A 23,645-nucleotide genomic window follows, 5' to 3' on the forward strand; every position below is an offset into this window, starting at 1 on the left:
ACTATTGAAAAAATTATGTATAAATTTAGTTAGTAAACCTGAAATATAAAAGGTGACTTTTCGAATGAAGTTTCACCTATCCTATTTACCGCACCTTTGTTAAAGCCCACCTGTTAGATGTTTACCCTGTATCGATGAATTAGATGCCATCATTATACCTAGGAAGAACCAGCTAAGGTGCCTTCCACAAAGCGCCAACGCGTGTATTATGGGAAGGTCTTATCCTAGTCCACATCGGTGGACTTTTCCAGCAGCCAATATAACTCACAAGAACCAGCGAAGGCGGCTAACTGGGGTAGCCGAAGCGATAAGACTGGCAGTGGTTTTCTGCCCGACTTATCGCGAGAGGCATCCCCAAGCGCCAAAGCGTATATGTTGGGCAATTCTTAGTCTAAATACCAACTAGTGGACTCTTACAGTACCTCCCGTATACCTGAAAAAAAACCAGCGAATGCGCCTAACAAAGGTTGCCAAAGCGTCATAGAAGGAAGTCTTTCTTTCAACTTGTGTACTTACTTACTTACTTACTTACTTACTTACTTTCCGTTTGTTAAGTGCGGACTATATAGATAGAAATGTACAATAAACATCCATAAAAGGAGGAAACCAAATGTCATTGCGTTTTATTACCGGTAGGTCAGGCTCTGGAAAAACGACATTCATTGAGCAGGAAATCGCTGATGAACTGGAAGAGAACCCTGTCGGAGCACCAGTTATCGTCATTGTACCGGATCAGATGTCGTTCTCGATGGAACATAGTTTGTCCGTTAACTTCGGATTAAAAGGAATCATCCGTGCCCAAGTGTTGACGTTCAAAAGGCTGGCATGGCGGGTGCTACAGGAAACGGGCGGCATCACGCGCAAGGAAGTGGACGGCTTCGGTTACCGGATGCTTGTACGAAGTGTCCTGGAAGAAAATCGTGACCAGTTCAAGTTGTTCAGGCAAGCGGCGAGTAAACGAGGATTCACGGAACAAATCGGCAACTTGCTGAAGGAGTTCAGCCGTTATTCCCTTGATCACCAGACGATGAACGACCTCCATGGGACTCTTGCTTCAACAGGAGCCCCCCGTACATTGCTCGATAAAGCGGAAGACTTGTCGTTATTATTGACAAAAATCGAAGAAAAGCTTGGAACGTCCTATGTCGATAGTGAAGGGCATCTTGCACTTCTTGCTTCGCAAATACATCATTCAGACCTCTTAAAAGGGGCTGATATTTATATTGACGGTTTCGAAAATTTCACAACTAGGGAATACGAAATCGTGACGGAACTGATGAAACACGCCAACCGGCTCACTGTAGTGCTACCCATGGAAGGTGCTCTCACAGGTTTCGCGGATCACGAATTGTTTTTCAACCCGGTGCGGACATCGCTCAGATTGCGGGAATTGGCACGGGTGGAAGCGGTGGAAGTGGAAGAAGACCTATACATGGGGGAAGCACACCGTTTTCTGAATGCCGATCTGTGTCATTTTGAAGCGGAATTCGATCATTATCCCGCCAAACAACAACAATCGGAAGGTAATATCGTTCTGATCGAAGCGGCGGACCGCCGTGCCGAAATACACTCGGTGGCACGTACGATCCGGGACTTGATGATTTCAGGAAAGCGTTATAAAGACATCGCCATTTTGTATAGGCAGCCTGAAAAATACGATGAACTGATTGCATCGATATTCCCGCATTACGATATTCCGGTGTTCATCAGCCAGAAGAAACCGATGCTGCATCATCCGCTCATCGAGTTTTCACGCTCGGTTTTAGAAGCGGTGACGACAGGCTGGTCGTATGAATCGGTGTTCCGCGCTATTAAAACAGATCTATTCTTCCCGCACCGGGAAACGAAATTATTATGGCGTGACCGGGCGGATAGATTGGAAAACTATGTGCTGGCACATGGGATCTATGGACAGCGCTGGTTCGATGACAGCCGCTGGCGCGTGAAGAAGTACCGTGGACTCGAATTGTATACGGACGTGCAGACCGATGAAGAACGTGCAATTGAACAGGAATTGCATCTCATTCGCGACGAAATCCGGGCTCCGCTTGCTGCGTTCGAACAGCGTCTGAAACGTTCGAAAAGCGGTCGTGATGTGGCGGAAGCACTGTTTTTATTCATGGAAAAGCTGAATGTTTATGATAAAATCATCGACCTGCGCGCAGAGGAAGAACGTGCGGGGCGGCTACTTGGCGCTACGGAACACGAACAGGCATGGAACGGCTGGATCAACGTCCTTGATCAGTTCGTGCTTATGTTCGGCGATAAAATAATGAATCCTGTAGAAGCGGCACGAATTTTGGATGAAGGATTCGATTCCTTAGAATTTGCGCGCATTCCGCCATCGCTCGACCAAGTGACTGTAACGACTGTCGAAGTTGCAAGCTTGATGGACATCGACGCGGTATTTGTACTGGGCGTGAACGATGGCATCATGCCGAAACGAGTAGATAACGAAGGTCTTTTGTCGGACGCGGATCGTGAGTGGTTCTCGGAAATCGGCTTTGAATTGGCTCCGACGTCGAAAATGAAATTGATGGACGAAACGTATATGGCGTATCGTGCGTTCACGGCGCCGCGTGAGAAATTATATGTGTCGTATCCTGTTGCTGATGAAGAAGGGAAACCCCTGATTCCGTCGCTTTATATAACGAGGATTGGGCAGTTGCTTCCTGGAACTGAAATGAAAATAGCCGTGACGGATCCCGCGGAACTGCCGCTGGAAGCCGATCAATTCGACTACATCAGCCATCCACGTTCCGCGCTTCCTTACGTTTCGATGAAGTTTAAAGAGGCGGAGCAATCGGGCGTATTGGAACGAGAATGGCGTGCGGTCATGGCGTATTACGAAGAGGACCCCTATTGGTCTTCTGTAATAAAACATATATTACGTCCGATGAATGCGAAGATCGGGACGGAGCGCCTGCGACCGGAGTTGACGGGTGGGCTGTACGGGGAGTCGTTCGTTTCGAGTGTGTCACGTATTGAATCCTATTACAGCTGTCCGTTCCAACACTATGCTTCGTTTGGACTTGGCTTGCGGGAACGGACGGAATTCACGCTGGAAGCGCCGGCTATCGGAGATTTATTCCACGCGGCCCTTAAATGGATTTCGGACGAAACGATGCGTCTCGGGAAGTCATGGGCGGAACTGACACGCGAAGAGTGCTGGAACCTTGCTAGAGGTGCGGTTGAAGACATATCGCCATATTTTTTCAACCGGATTTTATTGTCGACGAACCGTTATGTTTATATTAAACGGAAGCTGATGCACATTATCCAACGGACGATTTATTCACTTAGCACGCAGGCAAAATCGACAGTGTTCAAACCGGTCGCCATTGAAGCGGGATTCGGCCCTGGCGAGGAACTGCCCGCACTTGAAATTCCGCTGCGCCGTGGCGATTTGATGAAGTTGCGAGGCAGAATCGACCGTGTCGATGCGACGGAAATAAGCGGCAAAAACTATGTCCGTGTCGTCGATTATAAATCATCCGCAAAAAGCCTCGATTTAACAGAAGTGTATTATGGCTTGTCCTTGCAAATGATGACATACCTTGACGTCGCGCTTGAAAATGCGGACGAATGGCTGGGCATACACGCGGATCCTGCGGGCGTGCTGTATATGCATATCCACAATCCGATGATCCGTTCCGGTTCGGAATTAACGCCTGCGCACCTTGAAGCGGAAATTGTGAAATCCTATAAAATGAGAGGTTATCTCCTGGATAATCCGGACGTTGTCATCGGCATGGATGCGGATATAGGCAGGTCATCGGCAATTGTTCCGGCATCCATCAAAACGGATGGCACGTTTGCGAAAACGTCGAAAGTGCTGTCGTCCGATGATTTACAGATGATGCGGTCATTTGTCAGAACGCGCCACCAGAAGGCCGGAGACGCAATGCTTGCGGGAGATACACGCGTTTATCCATATAAATTGAAAGATAAGATGCCATGCGAATTCTGTTCCTATCGATCGGTTTGCCAGTTCGATCCGACAGATCCGTCCTCCGAGCATCGGCCATATGCTGAAATGGATCCGGAAATATCCCTTGAAAAAATGCGGAAGGAAGTGGCGGACGATGCACATACCAGTGAAACCTGAAGGACTGACCTTTACGGATGCCCAGTGGAAAGCGATTTGGGCGACGGGGAAAGATATTCTCGTATCCGCTGCCGCCGGATCGGGAAAAACGAAAGTATTGATCACACGGATGATTGAAAAAGTGCTGGATGAAAATAATCCGATCGATGTCGATGAACTGCTCGTCGTTACATTCACCAATGCATCCGCTGCAGAAATGCGGCACCGGATGGCGGAAGCGCTGGAAGAAGCGATTGTCGCCAAACCGGAATCCGTCCATTTGCGCAGACAACTGAATTTATTGAACAAAGCACAGATTTCCACCCTGCACTCATTTTGCATGAACGTCGTCCGGCAATATGCTTATTTGCTTGATATCGACCCTGGATTCCGGATTGCGGATAGTACGGAAGCGGCGCTTTTAAGTGACGATACGATCGGGGCTGTCCTTGAAGATGCGTACAGTGCAGAAAATCCGGAGGCGATGTACCGCCTGGCGGACAGTTTCACATCGGATCGCAACGACCAATCCATCGAAACGCTGATCGACCGGTTGTATGACTATTCACGTGTCCATCCGGTGCCGGAACAATGGCTTCGTCTGATTCCGATGCAATATGATATCGGTGACCACGTGTCCATCGATGACCTGGAATTCATCAAGCCCCTGAAAACGGCGATCCGCCATACGCTTGAAGAAGCGGCGGCGTTGACGGGGGACATGAAAAGGATTGCACTCATGCCCGACGGACCGGAACCGCTTGCAGCAACAGCCGAAGCGGATTTAATGTGGATTAATGAAGCGCTCCACCGTATAACGGAAGGCACATGGGAACAGACCTACGAATTTTTCGGAACTCTCAAATGGGTGAAAGCCGGCACGATTCGCAAAGATTCGTGTGATGAAGAACTCGCAAAACGGGCGAAAGCACTTCGGGATGCCGTGAAGAAAATTGTTAACACGTTGAAAGAATCCTATTTCACGAGAACTCCAGCCCGACTTCTTGATGAAATCCGATTGATGGCGCCAGCGATGCATACGCTCATCGATTTAGTCATCGACTATGGCAGGCGGTTTGAAGCGGTTAAAATCGACCGCGGTATTGTCGATTTCTCAGATTTGGAGCATTATGCACTCCGCATTTTATCCAAAGAAGTGGATGGACAACTTGTAGCGTCTGATATTGCTACGGATTACCGCAACCGATTTTCGGAAGTGCTTGTCGATGAGTACCAAGACGTCAACATGCTACAGGAGACGATCATTCAGCTTGTCAAGCGCGGCGGGGAAGAAGATGGAAACCTGTTCATGGTCGGTGATGTGAAGCAATCGATCTACCGGTTCCGGCTTGCTGAACCGATGCTGTTTCTTGGCAAATACAATCGATTTACGGAAACGGACGGCAATCAAGGCCTGAAAATCGATTTGAATGCCAATTTTAGAAGTCGGACGGAAGTACTCGATGCGACAAACTTCATCTTTTCTCAAGTGATGGGGGCCCGTGTCGGGGAAATCGATTACGATGATGCGGCGGCGTTGAAGTACGGCGCGAAGTATCCCGAAAAAGCCGTGACGGCCGGATTGACGCTTCTTTATGAAGACGAGGAAGACGGACAAGAGGTTGACGACGCAACAGAACTTGCTGGACAGAGCTTGAAAAGTTCACAGGCGGAAGCGCGTTTCATGGTGAAAAAAATCCAAGAACTGATTGCATCAGGTGCTGAAGTGACCGATGCGTTCAGTGATAAAAGGCGTCCGCTTGAATACCGGGATATCGTCATACTGATGCGGTCGATGACTTGGTCGGGTGAAATCGCGGAAGAATTCAAGCTGGCGGGTATTCCGATTTACGCTGAACTGAAACGCGGTTATTTCGATGCACTCGAAGTGATGATCATGTTGAATACGCTGCGTGTCATCGACAATCCCTATCAGGATATTCCGCTGGCATCCGTCCTTCGCGCGCCGTTCATCGGCATGACTGAAAATGAATTGGCGCAAATCAGGCTTGCCGCGAAAAGTGAGCCGTTCTTTGAGGCGTTGAAGCGTTTCGTTGCAACAGGCGGGGCAGGTGTCGCGGCGGCAACGCAGGAAAAACTGCAACGGTTTTTCAATCAGTTTGAAGACTGGCGAAACTTGGCGCGGCGCGGCTCGCTGTCCGAACTGATTTGGCAAGTGTATTCCGATACGCATTACTATGAAATGGTCGGTGCGATGGCGAACGGCAAACAGCGCCAAGCGAATCTTCGGGCGCTGCATGACCGGGCGATCGACTATGAAAAGACGTCGTTCCGCGGGCTGTTCCGATTCCTGCGTTTTGTGGATCGTATGCGTAAGCGCGGAGACGACCTTGGTGCCGCGCGCTCGCTCACTGAAAAGGAGAATGTCGTCCGTATCATGACCATCCATTCGTCGAAAGGGCTGGAGTTTCCTTTTGTCTTCATCGCAGGGGCGGGCCGGAAATTCAATAAGATGGATTTCAATGAACCGTATTTGTTCGACCAGCATTTCGGATTGGCCGTTAAAGCGATCGACCCGGATAACCGGATCACGTATACATCTTTGCCATTCCTCGCGATGAAGGAAAAGAAGGAACTTGAAATGCGTGCGGAAGAGATGCGCGTATTATACGTGGCAATGACGCGGGCGAAAGAACATCTGGAAATCATTGCTTCCGTAAAGGATATTGAAAAATCGATTATCCAATGGCAGGATGCCCAGTTGGTCGATCCTGAACGGATGTTGCCGGAGTATACGAGATCACGTGCAAACGGTTATTTGGACTGGATTGGTCCGGCTATAGCCAGACATCCGGCGTTTGGCAAGTTCGGCTGCATGCCAGGGGGGCAGACCGTAATCGATCCTTCTGTGTGGCAAATTGATGCGTTGCCCGTTTCTGCATTTTATACTGCGATTGAGGGTATAGAAGAGGAAGCCGAGCCAGCGCTTGCTATTGTACCGATCGAAGAAGTGGATGAAACAATGCTTCTGGAAGTGAAACGCCGGTTTGACGCTACTTATCCATATCTTTCATCCGTGACGAAACGCTCCAAGCAGACGGTCAGCGAGTTGAAACGGCTGGCAATTTTAGAACAGCAGGCGGATGATGACTTGTTCGTATCGAAAAATGATGACGTAAGTACTGCTTATCTTCATAACAGACCGGCTTTCATGCAATCACGGACATTGTCTGCGGCGGAAGTCGGAACGGCGATGCATACGATTATGCAGCATATCGACATTCACATAGAAAGCAACGGTGCTGAAGTCGAGAAACTCATAACGGAATTGACCGGACGCCAGTTGCTTACGACCGAAGAAGCGAACGCTGTCGATGCCGATGCGGTTGCGAAGTTCTTCAGGACGTCCATTGCAAAGCGGCTGATGAAAGCAGAGCAAGTGGAGCGTGAGTTGCCGTTTACGTATGCTTTTGACGACAATGACGGCGATTATCAAATCTTGCAAGGAATTGCGGATTGTTTGTTCGAGGAGAAGGATGGCTGGGTATTGCTAGATTATAAAACGGACCGGATCCGCGGGCGCTTCGATTCAGATGAGGCCGTTGATACAGAAATGCACAAACGATACGGAATTCAGTTAAACCTTTACAAAAAGGCGATTGAAGAAATTTTGAAAATCGATATTAAAGAGATGGTCCTTTATTTATTTGACGGAGAAAGGACCGTGAACATTCAGGGGGAATTGAATTGAAGTTAACACCAACGACACTTGGTAATCGAATCGAGGCGCTCGATATGCTTCGGGGATTTGCATTGCTCGGAATTTTCATCGCGAATATGCTGCATTTCCATACTCCATATTTGTATATAGATCCGTATACCTGGTTCAATGCGCCAGGTGATATGGAAGCATTCAAATGGATCGATATTTTTGTGGAGGCAAGTTTCTATCCGGTTTTTGCCATGCTGTTCGGCTATGGGTTGAATATGCAATATGAAAAATCCATTGCGGATAAAACGGTATTTGCGCCGATGATGGCACGCCGCATGGGGATTTTGCTAGTGTTCGGCTTGCTGCATGCGCTGTTCATCTGGATGGGGGATATCCTATTCACTTACGCAGTGATGGGCTTTGCCATGATCGCATTCGTCAGGATTCCGAAAAAGTGGATGCTGCCGCTTGCTACCATCATGTACATCATACCTTCCGGGCTCATGTATGCCTTCACGTATTATCTGAATAAATTGCGCCCAGATGCGATGATGGAAGGGTATGCGGATATTCATCAGATAGAACGGTCGCTCGAAGCGTACGCACACGGTACATACGGCGAAATCTTCAGCTTCCGCTTTTTTGAATGGTTATTATATGGATTGACGGGATCATTGACTGGGCTTTTCATCATACTGCCACTGATTATGTTCGGTGCGGGACTGTCTAAATGGAAAGTGATTGAACGTGCCTCTGAATGGAAAGGACGTATCGCAATCGTAACGATTGTCGCATTAGCTGCCGGCGTATGGATGAAAGCAGCGCCGTATACAGGGGGGCCTTCACCGGATGGACTTCTATTGCAAACGCAATTTGGCGGACCTGTTTTAGCGATTGGTTATATCGGTCTTCTGCTGTTATTATTCCAATTGCCGCTGTTACGCACGTTATTCCGTCCTATTTCAAAAGCCGGTCGGATGTCGCTGACGACGTATATTACACAGTCAATCGTTGCGACGCTAATTTTTTACGCGTACGGATTCGGCATGTACGGAAAAGTGGATGTGGCAACAGGGACATGGATTGCTGTCGGCGTATTTGCCATCCAAGTTATTTTCGCCGAATTATGGCTGTCGAAATTCCGCATGGGACCGCTTGAATGGCTGTGGCGGAAAGGAACGTACAAAAAAGATTTGCAGGATAAAGAGGAAAAGGGTCATCGCTTGTCGTAATAGAGGAAAAGGCGAAGATTTTGTCGTTACATGAATGTAAGTGCGGCTTTTACCCCGCAGGTAAAAAGGGATTCCACTAATGAAGGGATGGGCTATTCGATGAAATTATTGTCGTTCCGTTATGAGGATCGGACGTTATTCGGTCCAAAAGTGAAGAAGGAAGATGCGGTGTGGGATATGCTATCCATCGCGGAAGCATTTGAAGATACCGGCTTTCCACAAACAATTATTGAAGGGATTGCATCTGGACTGGATTTCGTTGAAAAGGTGCGGAAACTTGTCGAACAGGCAGGGGCTGATGAAAACCCGGACCGTTTTAAATATTCATTCACAGACATAGAGTGGCTTTCGCCAATTCCGAGAACGCCTAAAAACGTCTTATGTGTAGGCAAGAACTATGCAGACCACGCTGCTGAAATGGGCGCAGATGCACCTCCTGAAAAAATGATGATCTTCACGAAATCACCGACATCAATCGCAGCGGACGAGCAAGACATTTCCGTCCATGAAGATGTCACGGATAGCCTGGATTACGAGGGTGAACTTGCTGTCGTCATCTGCAAAGAAGGGCGCAATATCCCGAAACAGCTTGCTTATGATTATATTTTCGGTTACTCAATCGCTAATGACGTAACAGCGCGTGACGTCCAGACGGCGCATGGCCAGTTCTTCCTTGGGAAAAGTCTCGACGAGTCATGTCCAATTGGGCCGTACATCGTGACGAAAGATGAAATACCGAATCCGCATAATTTGTCAATTGTCACAAAAGTGAACGAAGAAGTTAGACAAAATGGCAATACGTCATCGATGATTTTCAAAATTGATGAGCTAGTAGCAGAACTATCACGCTATGTGACGCTTGAACCAGGGGATGTCATCTTAACAGGTACTCCAGCCGGTGTCGGCAAAGGGATGACGCCGCCGACATTTTTGAGAAAAGGCGATGTGGTGAAAATATCCGTTGAAGGCATTGGAACCCTCGTAAACAAGTTTGTGTAAGTAGAAATTCTTTGCCGGGTCAGCCTCTTGTGATAGGATTATTATGTAATAATAATAGACGAGGTGACTAATTTGGACGTTTTATCAAACACTACACATCTACACATTTTTACGTGGGTTGTCGGAATCATTTTATTCCTTATTGCCGCGGGAATGGACAAAGAATCAAAAGGCAGGAAGATTCTTCATATGATTGCACGCCTATTCTACGTGCTGATTCTGATTTCAGGCGCTTTGCTCTTCTTCAAATATTCATCTAATGATGCGGCATTATACGGCGTCAAATTCCTATTGGGTTTTCTGACGATCGGTATGATGGAAATGGTGCTTGTCCGTTCAACGAAGAACAAGAGCGTCAAGACTGTCTGGATCCTGTTTTTCGTTTTCCTATTGGCAACGTTATTCCTTGGATTCAAACTGCCGGTCGGTATTGACTGGTTCGCTTGATCTTTGATAGCAGGGAGGTGTGAAGATGGAATTTGGCAGCGGATCGATTTTCCTAGTTGTCCTCTTACTATTAATGGCATTGTTTGCCGTTTCCATCTTCCTGTTTTCCCGAAAAAAGCGGACATCCGCCGAAGATGATGAATGAGACACCCGTTGGCCATCGTGCCGGCGGGTGTTTTTGTTTCAATTTTGAGGTTGGTCGTATAGTTCGAGCAATCTGTCGTATAGTTCCATGCATCCGTCGTACAGTTTGTGTAATCTGTGGCCCAGTTTCTCAGCTGTCGTACAGTTCGAGCAACCCGTCGTATAGTTCCAGGTATCCGTCGTACAGTTTGCGCAATCTGTGACCCAGTTTGCCGTCTGTCGTCCAGTTCGAGCAACCTGTCGTACAGTTCCACGTATCCGTCGTATAGTTTGCGTAATCCGTGGTCCAGTTTGCCGTCTGTCGTCCAGTTCGAGCAACCCGTCGTACAGTTCCACATATCCGTCGTACAGTTTTCGTAATCTGTGGCCCAGTTTCCCGTCTGTCGTATAGTTCGTGCAACCCGTCGTACAGTTTCACGTATCCGTCGTACAGTTTTCGCAAACCGTGGCCCAGTTTCCCAGCTGTCGTACAGTTCGAGCAACCCGTCGTATAGTTCCATGTATCCGTCGTACAGTTTGCGTAATCCGTGGTCCAGTTTGCCAGCTGTCGTATAGTTCGTGCAACCTGTCGTATAAGTTCCAGGTATCCGTCGTACAGTTTGCGCAATCCGTGGCCCAGTTTGCCGTCTGTCGTCCAGTTCGAGCAACCTGTCGTATAGTTCCACGTATCCGTCGTACAGTTTACGTAATCTGTGGCCCAGTTTCCCGGCTGTCGTCCAGTTCGAGCAACCCGTCGTATAGTTCCATGTATCCGTCGTACAGTTTGCGTAATCCGTGGTCCAGTTTCCCAGCTGTCGTACAGTTCGTGCAACCTGTCGTATAGTTCCACGTATCCGTCGTACAGTTTTCGCAAACCGTGGCCCAGTTTCCCGTCCGTCGTATAGTTCGTGCAACCCGTCGTATAGTTCCAGGTATCCGTCGTACAGTTTACGTAATCTGTGGCCCAGTTTCCCGGCTGTCGTCCAGTTCGAGCAACCCGTCGTATAGTTCCAGGTATCCGTCGTACAGTTTGCGTAATCCGTGGTCCAGTTTGCCAGCTGTCGTATAGTTCGTGCAACCTGTCGTATAAGTTCCAGGTATCCGTCGTACAGTTTGCGCAATCCGTGGCCCAGTTTGCCGTCTGTCGTCCAGTTCGAGCAACCTGTCGTATAGTTCCACGTATCCGTCATATGTCAGTCTACACAATGCTATCGGCAGCGACTTTCCCTATTTCACAATATCGACCTATTTCATTGTGCAGAATAAGGTTTTTGTCGTAAACAATGGCGGCAAGTCGCTTCGTTTGGTAAAATGACGGATGACAGCTCGTATATAGGAGGCTAATTTGTGAAGGCGAATAAATGGTTTGGACTGATTGTAACTTTTCTGCTGCTTGTATCCACCCTATCTCCAGCGGGGGTTCTTGCAGAAACGGAAAGAACAATAGAAGATGAAAGTATATATGATCTGCTCGTCGACCGGTTTAACAACGGCGATGGCAGGAATGATTTTGACGTAAACACAAAAGATATGAATGCGTTCAACGGCGGTGACTTTACTGGAGTGGCAACGCGACTTGAACACATAGTGAAAATGGGCTTTACGCTTATTTCGCTCGGTCCCGTATTCGAAACGGAATCGTATGATGGAAGTAAAGTGCTTGATTATACAAAACTTGAACCGCATTTCGGGACGGACAAGGAATTTTCCGACATGATTAAAGCGATCCATAAGCAGGAACTATCCGTGATCGCCGATTTTCCACTGGCAAATGTCAGCGAGAATCATATATGGGCAAAAGAGGGGACTGTCAAATCGGTTCCCGCCGCTAACGGGACAATCGACTGGGATACTTCTGATGCGGGTGCACAGCAAGCATTGAAAGAGGCAGTCGTTGATTTCGTTGAAACATATAAGTTGGACGGAATCCGCTTGACGAAAATCGATAAAATCGACGCAGCATTTTTGAATGAAATCATTCAGGCTGTAAAAAAGGTGAATCCGAAAGCGTATGTTCTGACGAATGAAGAAAGTGATGCGGACTTCGATACAGCTCCGAATATGGAAAAAATGAACGGCTTGAAACAGGCTTTTGTGCAATACGACGCGGATACATCACCGCTATCACTATTTACAGATGCGACTAAACAGGAAATGATTCAATTTGATGAATTGACAGGACCGCGTTTCACATACGACATTGTAGAAGCGCGAATGTTCCCGCCGACAAGGTGGAAACTTGCCGTAGCTGCCTTATTCTCACTGCCGGGCGTTCCGATAATGCCCTACGGTAGTGAAATAGCGGTAAACGGACAAACGGCGCCAGAAAGTCATCCACTGCTGAATTTCAAAATTGATGAAGAGTTAATTGAACACATCGGGGATCTCAACAAATTGCGTAACCAATCCGAAGCTTTCCGTAACGGTGACTTTGAAATGTTGCACAATGAGGGTGGATTTACAGTCTATAAGCGTTCAAACAGCGAAGAGACATGGATTATAGCCATCAATAATACGACAAAGACAGCCAACTTGGAAATTCCGAAAGAAGTAATCGGGGACAATAAAAAGCTGCGCGGCGTGCTCGATGGTGACTTGGTCCGTGAAGGTGAAGACGGGGTTTTCCGTGTTGTATTGGAACGGGAAGTTGCAGAGATTTACATTGCTGATGAAGATAAAGGATTCAATACTCCTTATCTCATCGCTTCGATTTTAATATATACACTGTTCCTCGGATTCCTATTTGCAGTTTGGCGCAAAGGAAGACAACGCAGGAAAGATGCAGAAGCAAAATAAATTAAAAAACACCAGGATCGGCGAATTTTGCCGATCCTGGTGTTTTGTTACTCTGCTTTATAACCAACCATATTAACAGGGTCTTTCGGTGATGAATAGGCAGGGGAGTAACAAAGTTCAAGGGCGGCTAGGTCGTCAATTGTCATTTTGCCCATAATTGCGGTTGCGATGACGTCAATGCGTTTGTCGATACCTTTGTCTCCGACCGCTTGTGCGCCGAGGACCAGCCTTGATTCTCGGTCGTAATGGATACGCAGCAAAATCTGTCCATGATCGGGGTAATAGCCTGCATTCGTTCGGCCTTCATAGACAGATGTGTCAAACTCGATTCCTTCATCCGACAAGCTTTTGGCGGAATGTCCCGTCATCGCTGCCGTCAATGAAAACAGTTTCGTAATCGTAGATCCAAGTAGTCCGTTCATTTCAACTGGATTCCCTGCAAGATGGCGCGCGACGATGAACGATTGCCGGTGTACATGCCAAGCTAGTTTCACGTTTTTCGGTTTGCCGGTGAACCAATCTTTGCATTCTGCCGCATCGCCGATTGTGTAAATGTCAGGATCATTGGTCTGCATAAAGCTGTTGACGACAATCCCTTTTGTCGGACCGATATGTAATCCGGCTTCAACGGCGAGTTGTGTATTTAAATCGATACCGAGACTCGCAGCGATGAAGTCAACTTCCAGATTTCCTCCATTTTTCATGATCAATCGCTTGTCCTCGATGCGTTCGATGGCGTCCTCAAAATAGAACTCTACATTATTATCCGTCATTTCCTTGCCTAGCACCTCGGAAATTTCAGGATCCATTATATTCATGATACGCTCGTTGCGCTCAATAACTGTGGTTTTGATCCCTCTCAGGGCAAAGTTTTCCGCAAGTTCAATTCCTATGAATCCGCCGCCGATAACAGCACAAGACTGCGGTTTTTCACGATCGATAAAGTCGATGATCTCTTCCATTTCTTTGAAGCTTTTCAAAGTGAATAATGGCAGATCGCCGAGACCTTTCAAATCGGGGATGCGGGAAGTTCCGCCGGGCGACAGTATAAGTTTGTCGTATGATTCCGTGAAGGTTTGACCTGTTTCCATATTGCGCACTTCAACGGTTTTGTTGTCCCGATTTATCGATAGCACATCATGTTTCAATTGGACATTGATATCCCGTTGTTCACTGAACTTTTCAGGAGATGAACCGACGAGCTTCGATTTGTCCTCAATCAATCCCCCAATAACATACGGCATGCCGCATGTACCGTAACCAAGTAGAGGATCGCGTCCAAATAATGTGATTTCCGCATCTGGCACTGCACGTCTAATTTGTGCAGCAACCGTAGAACCGCCGGCAATTGCTCCGACAATTACAATTTTCATCAACGCATCCTCCTAGTAGCATCATTTGCTCAGTCTGTTCAAGAAATAGACGCCAACTGTGCCGGGACCGACATGTGCGCCGATGACTGATCCGATGATGTGGATTTCAATGTTTTTCGGCCCAACTAATTCTTCAATAGCCGCCTTCAATTCCAACGCAATACCCTCATCATCACTATGGCTGATCGCAATCGTTTGTTCAGACAAATTTTCACCGCGTTCTGCCATGAGTTCCGTCATGCGGCGCAACACCTTTTTACGTCCGCGGTGTTTTTCAATCGGAACGAGTTTTCCGCCTGCGACATGCAGGAGAGGCTTAATGTTCAGCAGTCCGCCGATGAATGCGCTCGTTTTTGACACCCGTCCGCCGCGTGCCATATAGTCGAGATCTTCGACTGTGAATAAGTGCTCCATATGTCCTGCCATAAAACGGATTTTACGTTCAATCGTCCTGACATCAGTCTCACCTGCATCACGAAGCCGCACAGCTTCTTTTACGAGTAGCCCGTAACCGAGCGAAGCGCATCTTGAATCGATAACAATAAGATTCATATTCGGATTTGTATCTTTCACTTGATCCTTCGTCATAACGGCGGTGTTAAAGGTTCCGGACAATTCCGATGAAAAGGCGATGTAAATCCCATCTTCTCCGGATGCCGCAAGTTCTTTCCATTTACTTAGAAACAGCTCTGGCGATACTTGTGATGTCTTAGGTTGTTTACCATTCCGGATTGCATTATAAACTTCCAGTGAATCGATTGTCATAATATCATCGTACTCTTTGTCGTCAATCAGCACACGCAACGGGAAAAGTGTTACATCGTTTTCATCGAAAAACGACTTTGGCAGATCGCAAGCACTGTCCGCAAAAATTCTCATTTGAATTCCTCCATTGGGTAATCGTAGTTAATCCAAGTGTAACCTCTCACGGAGTACCCTTGCAATGCCATCATCATTATTCGAATCCGTCACTTCATCCGCAATCGATTTCAATCTGTCGATTCCATTTGCCATGGCAACTCCGACTCCAGCATAGTCAATCATCTCAAGGTCATTGTCCTCGTCGCCGAATGCGATGATCCGCTCTTGCGGAATGTTCATCCATTTGGAGACATGTGAAATTCCGACAGCCTTATTCAAGCCGTGCCGTACGATTTCAATAACCTTCCATGGAGCGCCCCATTGTCGATGATCGATGACTTCAGCGTGTACATCACCCAGGTGGCGCCGGATAGCATCGACTTTTTCATCAGGGGCATGAATGAGTAAACTCGTCGGATCGACATGTAAAACTTTCCGGATATCACCTCGAGTAATTTGTGGATCACCGAAACCAAATATATCAAGCAGTTTTTCATCGTGGTACTGCATATATACATCATCCATCACTTCAGCAACGATATTATGGAAAGTGAATTGTTGCATTGCGTCAATGACATCCTTCACCACTGGGAGCGCTATCGTTTCGTGGATTGTTTTCCAAGATTGATCGTTAGGATGATGGACAAATGCCCCGTTGAAATTGACGATCGGTGTTTTAAGCCCGAGTTGTCGGTAATACACTTCACTTGCGCGATATGGTCTTCCCGTTGCGATCATGATGTGATGACCTTTTTCCTCTGCATTTTTTAATGTCAGCATGGTCTTATCGGATATGACTTTATCATCAGTTAGTAACGTCCCGTCAAGATCAAGGACGATTAAATGTGGCTTCAAAAAAACGCCTCCTTCTAGTAAATAGTTTATCGTTAATGCGTGAACTAAGTCAAAAAATTCCGTTTGTTGAAACGTCCTTTTTGTTTTTTTAGAAAAACTTTGGTAGGCTGAAATGAAAAGAAAAAGGTGTGTTTTTATGAAAGTAATGGAAGAGATTTGGGGAAACATCCCTTTACTGCATATAATGGATGAACAGTTTGAAGACAAACAAGTGCCGGTCGTCATTTTCCTGCATGGTTTCAGGAGTGCCAAAGAGCATAATCTGCATTATGCTTATAATTTGGCGAAAAAAGGGGTCCGCGTACTTTTGCCTGACGCACATCTTCACGGAGCTCGTGATGAAAACCTTGACGAAGTGCAGATGAGCCTCCGATTTTGGGAAATCATTCTGACGTCAATCGAAGAAGTAAGCGTCTTGCGCGAAGAGCTTGTGAAAAGGGGACTTCAAACGACAGGGAAAATTGGGTTGGGCGGCACATCGATGGGCGGCATTACAACGCTTGGAAGTCTTGCAGTATATGATTGGATTGACGCGGCCGCCGTCATGATGGGCGCACCGGGATTCGTCCAGCTTGCGAAGGCGCAAATGTCCGAGTATGAACGTCGTGGCTTTAAATTGCCGATCACTGAAGAAGAAAAGAAAAAGTTGCTCACTACGTTATCCACATTCGATCTGACAAAACATCCATCCCGGCTGAACAACAGGCCAATCTATTTTTGGCATGGTCAGCAGGATACTGTTGTGCCGTATGAACCGACACATAATTTTTATAAAGCCGTTAAGAAGGATTATTCCGAAGTACCTGACCGAATTGCATTCATTTCGGATGACAATGCGGGACATGCTGTTTCCAGAGCGGGAATGCTACAATCGGCCGACTGGCTCGCCTGTCATTTGAAATGAAGAAGGGAACTCTGGTATGATTAACACATCAACCGTACGGAAAGAGGGATGAAGATGAGTCAGGACATGAAAGATAGCATGATGGGCGCACTTGAAAATGTTATCGACCCGGAACTCGGAATCGATATCGTCAACTTAGGTCTCGTATATGATGCAGAACTGGTCGAAGAAGGCACTGCAAAGATTACAATGACACTTACATCAATGGGTTGTCCGATGGGGCCGCAAATCGTTGCGAACATCAAACAAGAATTGATGGAACTTCCTGAAGTGAAAGACGTGGATGTCAATATCATTTGGAATCCGCCATGGTCAAGAGACAAAATGTCCCGTTATGCAAAAATAGCGCTGGGCGTTAGATAATTAGAAAAGCGTCTTGCCGCCGAAGCTAGACAAGAAGAAATGCCACATGACCTTTAACGAGGTCATGTGGCATTTTTTTGAAAAATAAAAGGAATTAAGAAATAATGTCGAATGGTGTATAGAGCAGGAAACGATATTATGGTAAAGGGGCGGTTTGATTGTCAATTAAAACAGCTGACGTATGCGATGACTTCGCAAATGAAATACAAGTCTGTTCGATGGAATTTAAATCATATGGCAAAAATAAAAGCTTCTCCGGTCCGATTGCCACCGTACAAGTTTTAGAAGATAACGTATTAGTAAAAGAAGCGTTGCAAACGATTCCTGAAGGCAGCGTCCTTGTAGTCGATGGCAAAGGTTCGAAAAGATGTGCATTAATGGGGGGCAATCTAGGTCTGATCGCGGAAAAACGCAAACTTGCAGGTGTAATCATTCATGGTTGTGTCCGCGACACTACCGAACTGATGGAACAAAATATCGGTGTATTGGCACTGGGAAGTAATCCGATGAAGAGTAAAAAAGAAGGAAAAGGGGAACAGGATAGTAAATTGGATTTCGGAGATATTGAATGGACCCCTGATCACTATGTTTATGTGGATGAAGACGGCATTGTTGTAGCCTCACGTAATCTGTTCAGCAAATAATGAACCTCCGAAAAAGGAAAACTCCTTATCGGAGGTTTTTCTTTTTTATGATCAACGGCGATGTGCAACGCTTTACAATAAACCGTATTCGATTTATAATTTAATTAATCAAAGATAGTCAAAGTCAAACTGGGAAATATGGAAAGGTGGAAATACAGATGCGAATGGATGGACAACAAGAAGACCAACGTACACCTCTGGAACAATTTGGGCGAAACCTTGTAGAAGAAGTGAAGAAAGGCAAAATGGACCCTGTTATCGGACGTGACGAAGAAATAAGGAACGTTATCCGGATATTATCGAGGAAGACGAAAAATAATCCTGTCCTTATCGGCGAACCCGGCGTCGGGAAAACAGCAATCGTTGAAGGGCTTGCTCAACGGATAGTAAAAGGCGACGTACCGGAAGGATTGAAAGATCGTCAAATCTTCGAACTGGATATGAGCGCACTTATCGCCGGTGCGAAATACCGCGGGGAATTTGAGGAACGCTTGAAAGGCGTGCTTCAACAAGTGAAAGACAGTACGGGGGAAATCATTCTTTTCATCGATGAAATCCATACGATCGTCGGCGCGGGAAAAACGGAAGGCGCGATGGATGCAGGCAATATGCTGAAACCGATGCTTGCACGTGGTGAACTGTACTGTATCGGTGCCACGACGCTCGATGAGTATCGTATGTACATCGAAAAGGACCCCGCGCTTGAACGCCGTTTCCAGCAAGTTCTTGTGCGTGAACCGTCCGTTGAAGATACGGTGTCGATATTACGCGGATTGAAGGAAAGGTATGAACTTCATCATGGCGTGCGGATTCATGACCGTGCGATTGTCGCGGCGGCGGCGTTATCAGACCGCTATTTGACGGAACGTTTCTTGCCGGACAAAGCGATCGACTTAATAGATGAGGCAAGTGCGATGATTCGGACGGAAATCGATTCGATGCCATCCGAGCTGGATGCAGTGACACGTCGGATTATGCAGCTGGAAATTGAAGAACAGGCATTGCGCAAAGAAAAAGACGCAGTCAGTCAAAATCGTCTTGAAGTATTACGCGATGAACTGGAAGAGTTGAAAGAATCATCTGAAGGCATGCGCGGACAATGGGACGCGGAAAAAGAGACATTGCGGGGAATCCAGGATAAGCGCGAACAGCTCGACCGCTACCGGCGTGAACTTGAAGAAGCTGAAAACCGCTACGATCTGAATAAAGCAGCGGAACTTCGCCACGGTAAAATACCGACGCTTGAACGGGAGTTGCATGAACTTGAGGCACCTCTTCTGGACGGTCAAGAAAACCGGCTGCTCCGTGAAGAAGTGACGGAAGAAGAAATTGCGACGATCGTTGCGCGCTGGACGGGTATTCCGGTGACGAAACTTGTTGAAGGCGAAAGGGAGAAACTGCTTCGTCTCCGTGAAACACTTGAAGAGCGTGTCATCGGGCAAGACGATGCTGTCCAACTTGTGACGGAAGCCGTCTGGCGTGCCCGGGCTGGAATAAAAGATCCAGACAAACCAATCGGTTCATTCCTGTTTTTAGGACCGACAGGGGTCGGAAAGACGGAACTTGCGAAAACACTTGCCGCCACATTATTTGATTCGGAAGAGCACTTCATCCGCATCGACATGTCGGAATACATGGAGAAACATAGTGTATCCAGACTTGTCGGCGCACCCCCGGGATACGTCGGTTATGAAGAAGGGGGCCAGTTGACGGAAGCGGTTCGTCGCAATCCGTATTCAGTCGTTCTATTGGATGAAATCGAAAAAGCGCATCCGGACGTTGCGAACATTCTACTGCAAGTGCTGGATGACGGCCGAATCACAGACAGCCAGGGCAGGCTTGTCAACTTTACAAATACTGTTGTCATTATGACATCTAATATCGGTTCCGCTTACTTGCTGCATGGATTGGATGATACCGAAAACCATGCCGCGGAAGATCTTGTCATGGCCGAATTAAAGAACCATTTCAAACCGGAGTTACTGAACCGGATGGACGACATCATCATCTTCCATTCGCTGACAGGCGAATCATTCCGTTTGATTGCACGGAAAATAATCGACGACCTTGCCAAACGGTTACGCGGGCAAGAAATTGTGATGGAATACAGTGAAGACGTGCTTGATTGGATTGTCAGTGAAGGAACAGACGCGGATTTTGGAGCGCGTCCATTGAAGCGTTTCATCCAGCGGCATGTTGAGACAATCGTCGCCAAAGAAGTCATTAAAGGTGATTTGAAACCGACTGACAAGCTGGTCCTAACGATGGAAGACGGAAAAGTGGTTATCCAGAAAGCGTAAATCATAAAGAAGGCCGCCGGGATTTTGAATTCCCAGCGGCTTTCTGTTTGAAATGAATAATAAAAAAACCATCTCCGGAATGGAAATGGTTTTTTGCTGATTAATGATCTGTAACTTCGCCCTCTGGGAAAGATTCACCCATGAAGATAACGATTAAAGCGACAACGACTGAAACAATCGCGCCTGGCATGAAGTCAAACGGTACGCTCGCAATAGCCCCAGATACATAGTTCAACATGGATATCAAAAAGAAAGACCAAATAAATGTCATTACGAATCTCATCGAATTCACCTCTACATTACTATTTCAATCATTATCATATCACAGTGGCTTAAATGGAGAAACTAATTTCCATGTAATATGAATTTAATTTGGCGAAAAAGTGTCAGCGGGTTGAAAAACATGCCCGTTTCTTTTATGATTGATACCAGGTACTAATAATAGATGATAAAAAATGGGGGATGCGGAATGACAGCTGGTATTCTAGGTATGGGCAAATATACACCGTCAACTGTTTTGACGAACGCGGATCTAGAAAAGCGTTTGGATACGTCTGATGAATGGATCCGCACAATGACAGGCATAGAAGAAAGACGCATAGCGGACGATTCAACGGACACGTCCCATATGGCATACAATGCCGCCGTGGATGCTATTAGCAAATCCGGTATAAAACCGGAAGAAATCGGATTAATTGTTGTAGCCACTGTAACACCGGATCGGCCATTTCCATCAGTGTCATCAATGCTACAAGAACAGCTAGGCGCAAAAAATGCTGCAGCAATGGACGTTTCGGCGGCATGTGCCGGATTCATGTATGGCGTCGTAACAGCAAAGCAATTCGTCGAATCGGGCACATATGATTATGTACTTGTTGTCGGTGTTGAAAAGCTATCGAAAATCACCAACTGGGAAGATCGCAATACCGCCATTCTTTTCGGCGATGGAGCAGGTGCTGCTGTTATCGGAAAAGTGAGCGAAGGGCGGGGAATCCTGTCATTCGAACTTGGCGCGGACGGCAGCGGCGGCAAACACCTTTATCAAGATGAAAAACTTGTCATGAACGGCCGCGAAGTATTCAAATTTGCAGTTCGTCAAATGGGCGAATCTGCTGAAAGCGTTATCGTAAAAGCGGGTCTTAAGAAGGAAGATGTCGATTTCCTCATACCGCATCAAGCGAATATACGAATCATGGAAGCTTCCCGGCAGCGCCTTGGTTTACCAATCGAAAAAATGTCGAAGACTATCCATAAATACGGCAATACATCTGCCGCATCCATCCCGATATCACTTGTCGATGATTTGACTGAAGGCAGAGTGAAGGACGATGACGTCATCGTACTCGTAGGATTTGGCGGCGGCCTAACTTGGGGTGCTTTGTGCATCAAGTGGGGAAGATAACAAGTGAAGGTGAACATTTGAATACAACGTCGTCTCCCACAGCACCAAAGCGAATCTGATGGGCTACTATATTTCAATTTAGCATAGTAGCCATGCATTAATGATAATGACGTGTAAATAGTATTGAATGGAATAGAATCATCCTATATAGAAGGGAAGTTTTCACATATGGAAAAAAGACGTGTAGTAGTAACAGGTATCGGGGCTGTTTCCCCAGTAGGGAATTCGGCGGAGGAGTCCTGGAAAGCGGTCCTGGAAGGTAGATCCGGAATAGGGCCACTGACAAGGCTTGACAGGGATCAGTTTCCTGTAAAAGTGGCAGCTGAAGTAAAAGAGTTTGACATAGAAGAATACGTTTCGCGGAAAGATGCGCGCAAAATGGATCGCTTCACGCATTATGCGCTCGCTTCTTCTATTATGGCGATGAAAGATGCAAACCTTGAACTTGAGGGAGAATTGGCACTTCGCACGGGTGTATGGATCGGTTCAGGTATTGGCGGCATGGAAACGCATGAACAGCAGTTCCTGACATTCCAAGAAAAAGGCTATCGTCGCGTCAGTCCATTTTTTGTTCCTATGATGATTCCTGATATGGCAGCAGGCCAAGTATCGATTTATCACGGTGCAAAAGGCATCAACTCTTGTTCAGTAACAGCTTGTGCATCAGGTACAAACTCAATCGGTGATGCATTTGAAGTCATCCGCCGCGGCGATGCGGACGTCATGATCACGGGTGGTGCAGAAGCACCGATTACAACGATGTCAGTTGCCGGTTTTTGTGCGAACACAGCTTTGTCATTAAATCCCGATCCAGCAACAGCATCACGTCCGTTCGATAAAGACCGTGACGGCTTTGTAATCGGAGAAGGCGCAGGCATCTTAATCCTAGAAGAGTACGAGCATGCGGTTGCCCGCGGTGCGAAAATTTACGCTGAACTCGTTGGTTACGGCGCGACAGGCGATGCACACCATATTACAGCTCCAGCACCTGGCGGCGAAGGCGGCGCACGCGCAATGCAACAAGCGATTGATCAAAGCGGTGTGAGTCCTGATAAAATCGACTACATCAACGCCCATGGTACAAGCACACCTTACAACGATCAATTCGAAACACTAGCAGCAAAAGCAGTTTTCGGCGAGCATGCCTACAAACTGGCAATGAGCTCAACAAAATCGATGACTGGCCATCTCCTCGGCGCAGCAGGCGGATTGGAAGCAATCTTCACAGTGAAGGCATTGCAAGAAGGGATCCTGCCACCGACAATGAATGTCGTCAATCAAGACCCGGAATGTGACCTCGACTACGTAACAGAAGGTGCACGCAAAGCGGACATTACGTACGCAATGAGCAACTCACTCGGTTTTGGTGGACATAATGCATCACTCGTATTTAAAAAGATCTAACTAGTAAATTGAAGGGCGCCCCGGATGACTGGGCGTCTTTTTTTCATGTTTAAACGGCTTGCCATGACAGTTCCGTGAAATGACCTCTCAATTACATAGTAAGTTATGCCAAATCCCATTCGCGCATCCAGTTCCACAATTCCCCACAAATAAAATAGCCCCCTTCGTCTAAAAGGGGGCCA

At 47.0% G+C, this 23,645-nt stretch carries 17 protein-coding genes; 12 read left to right on the forward strand and 5 right to left on the reverse strand.

The annotated features are described in order from the left end of the window. Positions 1-610: 610 nt before the first annotated feature. From addB to HDC33_RS03745, 5 genes are all read left to right on the forward strand, one after another. Positions 611-4,108, forward strand: a complete 3,498-nt coding sequence (gene addB, locus HDC33_RS03725) for a helicase-exonuclease AddAB subunit AddB (protein ID WP_179391165.1) — start codon at positions 611-613, stop codon at positions 4,106-4,108. Further along, entirely contained in the window at positions 4,086-7,799 is a 3,714-nt protein-coding gene (gene addA / locus HDC33_RS03730; protein ID WP_179391166.1) for a helicase-exonuclease AddAB subunit AddA, read from the forward strand. Before addB ends, addA begins: the two co-directional genes overlap by 23 nt. Further along, positions 7,796-8,992: a DUF418 domain-containing protein gene (locus tag HDC33_RS03735; RefSeq protein ID WP_255457296.1), complete on the forward strand. Its 1,197-nt coding sequence runs from the start codon at positions 7,796-7,798 to the stop codon at positions 8,990-8,992. The genes addA and HDC33_RS03735 overlap by 4 nt, the downstream gene beginning before the upstream one ends. A gap of 99 nt (positions 8,993-9,091) precedes the next feature. Further along, positions 9,092-9,991, forward strand: a complete 900-nt coding sequence (locus HDC33_RS03740) for a fumarylacetoacetate hydrolase family protein (RefSeq protein WP_179391167.1) — start codon at positions 9,092-9,094, stop codon at positions 9,989-9,991. A gap of 72 nt (positions 9,992-10,063) precedes the next feature. After that, on the forward strand, positions 10,064-10,438 hold the full coding sequence (locus tag HDC33_RS03745) for a YisL family protein (RefSeq protein ID WP_179391168.1): 375 nt from the start codon (positions 10,064-10,066) through the stop codon (positions 10,436-10,438). A gap of 274 nt (positions 10,439-10,712) precedes the next feature. On the opposite strand, the gene HDC33_RS03750 is transcribed toward HDC33_RS03745, so the two are convergent. Continuing rightward, positions 10,713-11,639: a hypothetical protein gene (locus tag HDC33_RS03750; protein ID WP_179391169.1), complete on the reverse strand. Its 927-nt coding sequence runs from the start codon at positions 11,637-11,639 to the stop codon at positions 10,713-10,715. A gap of 269 nt (positions 11,640-11,908) precedes the next feature. On the opposite strand from HDC33_RS03750, the gene HDC33_RS03755 reads away from it, so the two are divergent. Next, positions 11,909-13,357: an alpha-amylase family glycosyl hydrolase gene (locus HDC33_RS03755; protein WP_179391170.1), complete on the forward strand. Its 1,449-nt coding sequence runs from the start codon at positions 11,909-11,911 to the stop codon at positions 13,355-13,357. Positions 13,358-13,404: 47 nt separating this feature from the next. Here the strand turns inward: HDC33_RS03755 and HDC33_RS03760 are convergent, their stop codons facing one another. Genes HDC33_RS03760 through HDC33_RS03770 form a run of 3 tightly spaced genes read right to left on the reverse strand, consistent with a single transcriptional unit; the run spans position 13,405 to position 16,446 of the window. After that, positions 13,405-14,730 (reverse strand): FAD-dependent oxidoreductase, encoded by a 1,326-nt coding sequence (locus HDC33_RS03760; RefSeq protein WP_370457401.1) that lies wholly within the window; start codon positions 14,728-14,730, stop codon positions 13,405-13,407. Between the two features lie 21 nt (positions 14,731-14,751). Then, on the reverse strand, positions 14,752-15,609 hold the full coding sequence (locus HDC33_RS03765) for a DegV family protein (RefSeq protein WP_179391172.1): 858 nt from the start codon (positions 15,607-15,609) through the stop codon (positions 14,752-14,754). Between the two features lie 27 nt (positions 15,610-15,636). Then, complete coding sequence (locus tag HDC33_RS03770; RefSeq protein ID WP_179391173.1) at positions 15,637-16,446, reverse strand: Cof-type HAD-IIB family hydrolase; 810 nt, start codon at positions 16,444-16,446, stop codon at positions 15,637-15,639. A 136-nt stretch (positions 16,447-16,582) separates the two neighbouring features. On the opposite strand from HDC33_RS03770, the gene HDC33_RS03775 reads away from it, so the two are divergent. The 4 genes from HDC33_RS03775 (at position 16,583) to HDC33_RS03790 (ending at position 20,657) form a co-directional block, all read left to right on the forward strand. Next, positions 16,583-17,350, forward strand: coding sequence for a dienelactone hydrolase family protein (locus tag HDC33_RS03775; RefSeq protein WP_179391174.1), 768 nt, complete (start codon positions 16,583-16,585; stop codon positions 17,348-17,350). A gap of 54 nt (positions 17,351-17,404) precedes the next feature. After that, a complete protein-coding gene (locus HDC33_RS03780; protein ID WP_179391175.1) occupies positions 17,405-17,713 on the forward strand; it encodes a metal-sulfur cluster assembly factor in 309 nt (102 codons plus the stop codon). Positions 17,714-17,877: 164 nt separating this feature from the next. Beyond that, positions 17,878-18,357, forward strand: a complete 480-nt coding sequence (rraA, locus tag HDC33_RS03785) for a ribonuclease E activity regulator RraA (RefSeq protein WP_179392613.1) — start codon at positions 17,878-17,880, stop codon at positions 18,355-18,357. 164 nt (positions 18,358-18,521) lie between these two features. Beyond that, positions 18,522-20,657 carry an ATP-dependent Clp protease ATP-binding subunit gene (locus HDC33_RS03790; protein WP_179392614.1) on the forward strand — a complete coding sequence of 712 codons (2,136 nt, stop codon included), beginning with the start codon at positions 18,522-18,524 and terminating at the stop codon, positions 20,655-20,657. Between the two features lie 100 nt (positions 20,658-20,757). Here the strand turns inward: HDC33_RS03790 and HDC33_RS03795 are convergent, their stop codons facing one another. Beyond that, entirely contained in the window at positions 20,758-20,940 is a 183-nt protein-coding gene (locus HDC33_RS03795; RefSeq protein ID WP_179391176.1) for a YjzD family protein, read from the reverse strand. Positions 20,941-21,126: 186 nt separating this feature from the next. Between HDC33_RS03795 and HDC33_RS03800 the strand changes: the two genes are divergently transcribed. Continuing rightward, on the forward strand, positions 21,127-22,059 hold the full coding sequence (locus HDC33_RS03800; protein WP_179391177.1) for a beta-ketoacyl-ACP synthase III: 933 nt from the start codon (positions 21,127-21,129) through the stop codon (positions 22,057-22,059). Between the two features lie 168 nt (positions 22,060-22,227). After that, on the forward strand, positions 22,228-23,463 hold the full coding sequence (fabF, locus tag HDC33_RS03805; RefSeq protein WP_179391178.1) for a beta-ketoacyl-ACP synthase II: 1,236 nt from the start codon (positions 22,228-22,230) through the stop codon (positions 23,461-23,463). Positions 23,464-23,645 lie beyond the last annotated feature (182 nt).

The organism is Sporosarcina sp. JAI121, assembly GCF_013408665.1.
Lineage (GTDB): Bacteria > Bacillota > Bacilli > Bacillales_A > Planococcaceae > Sporosarcina.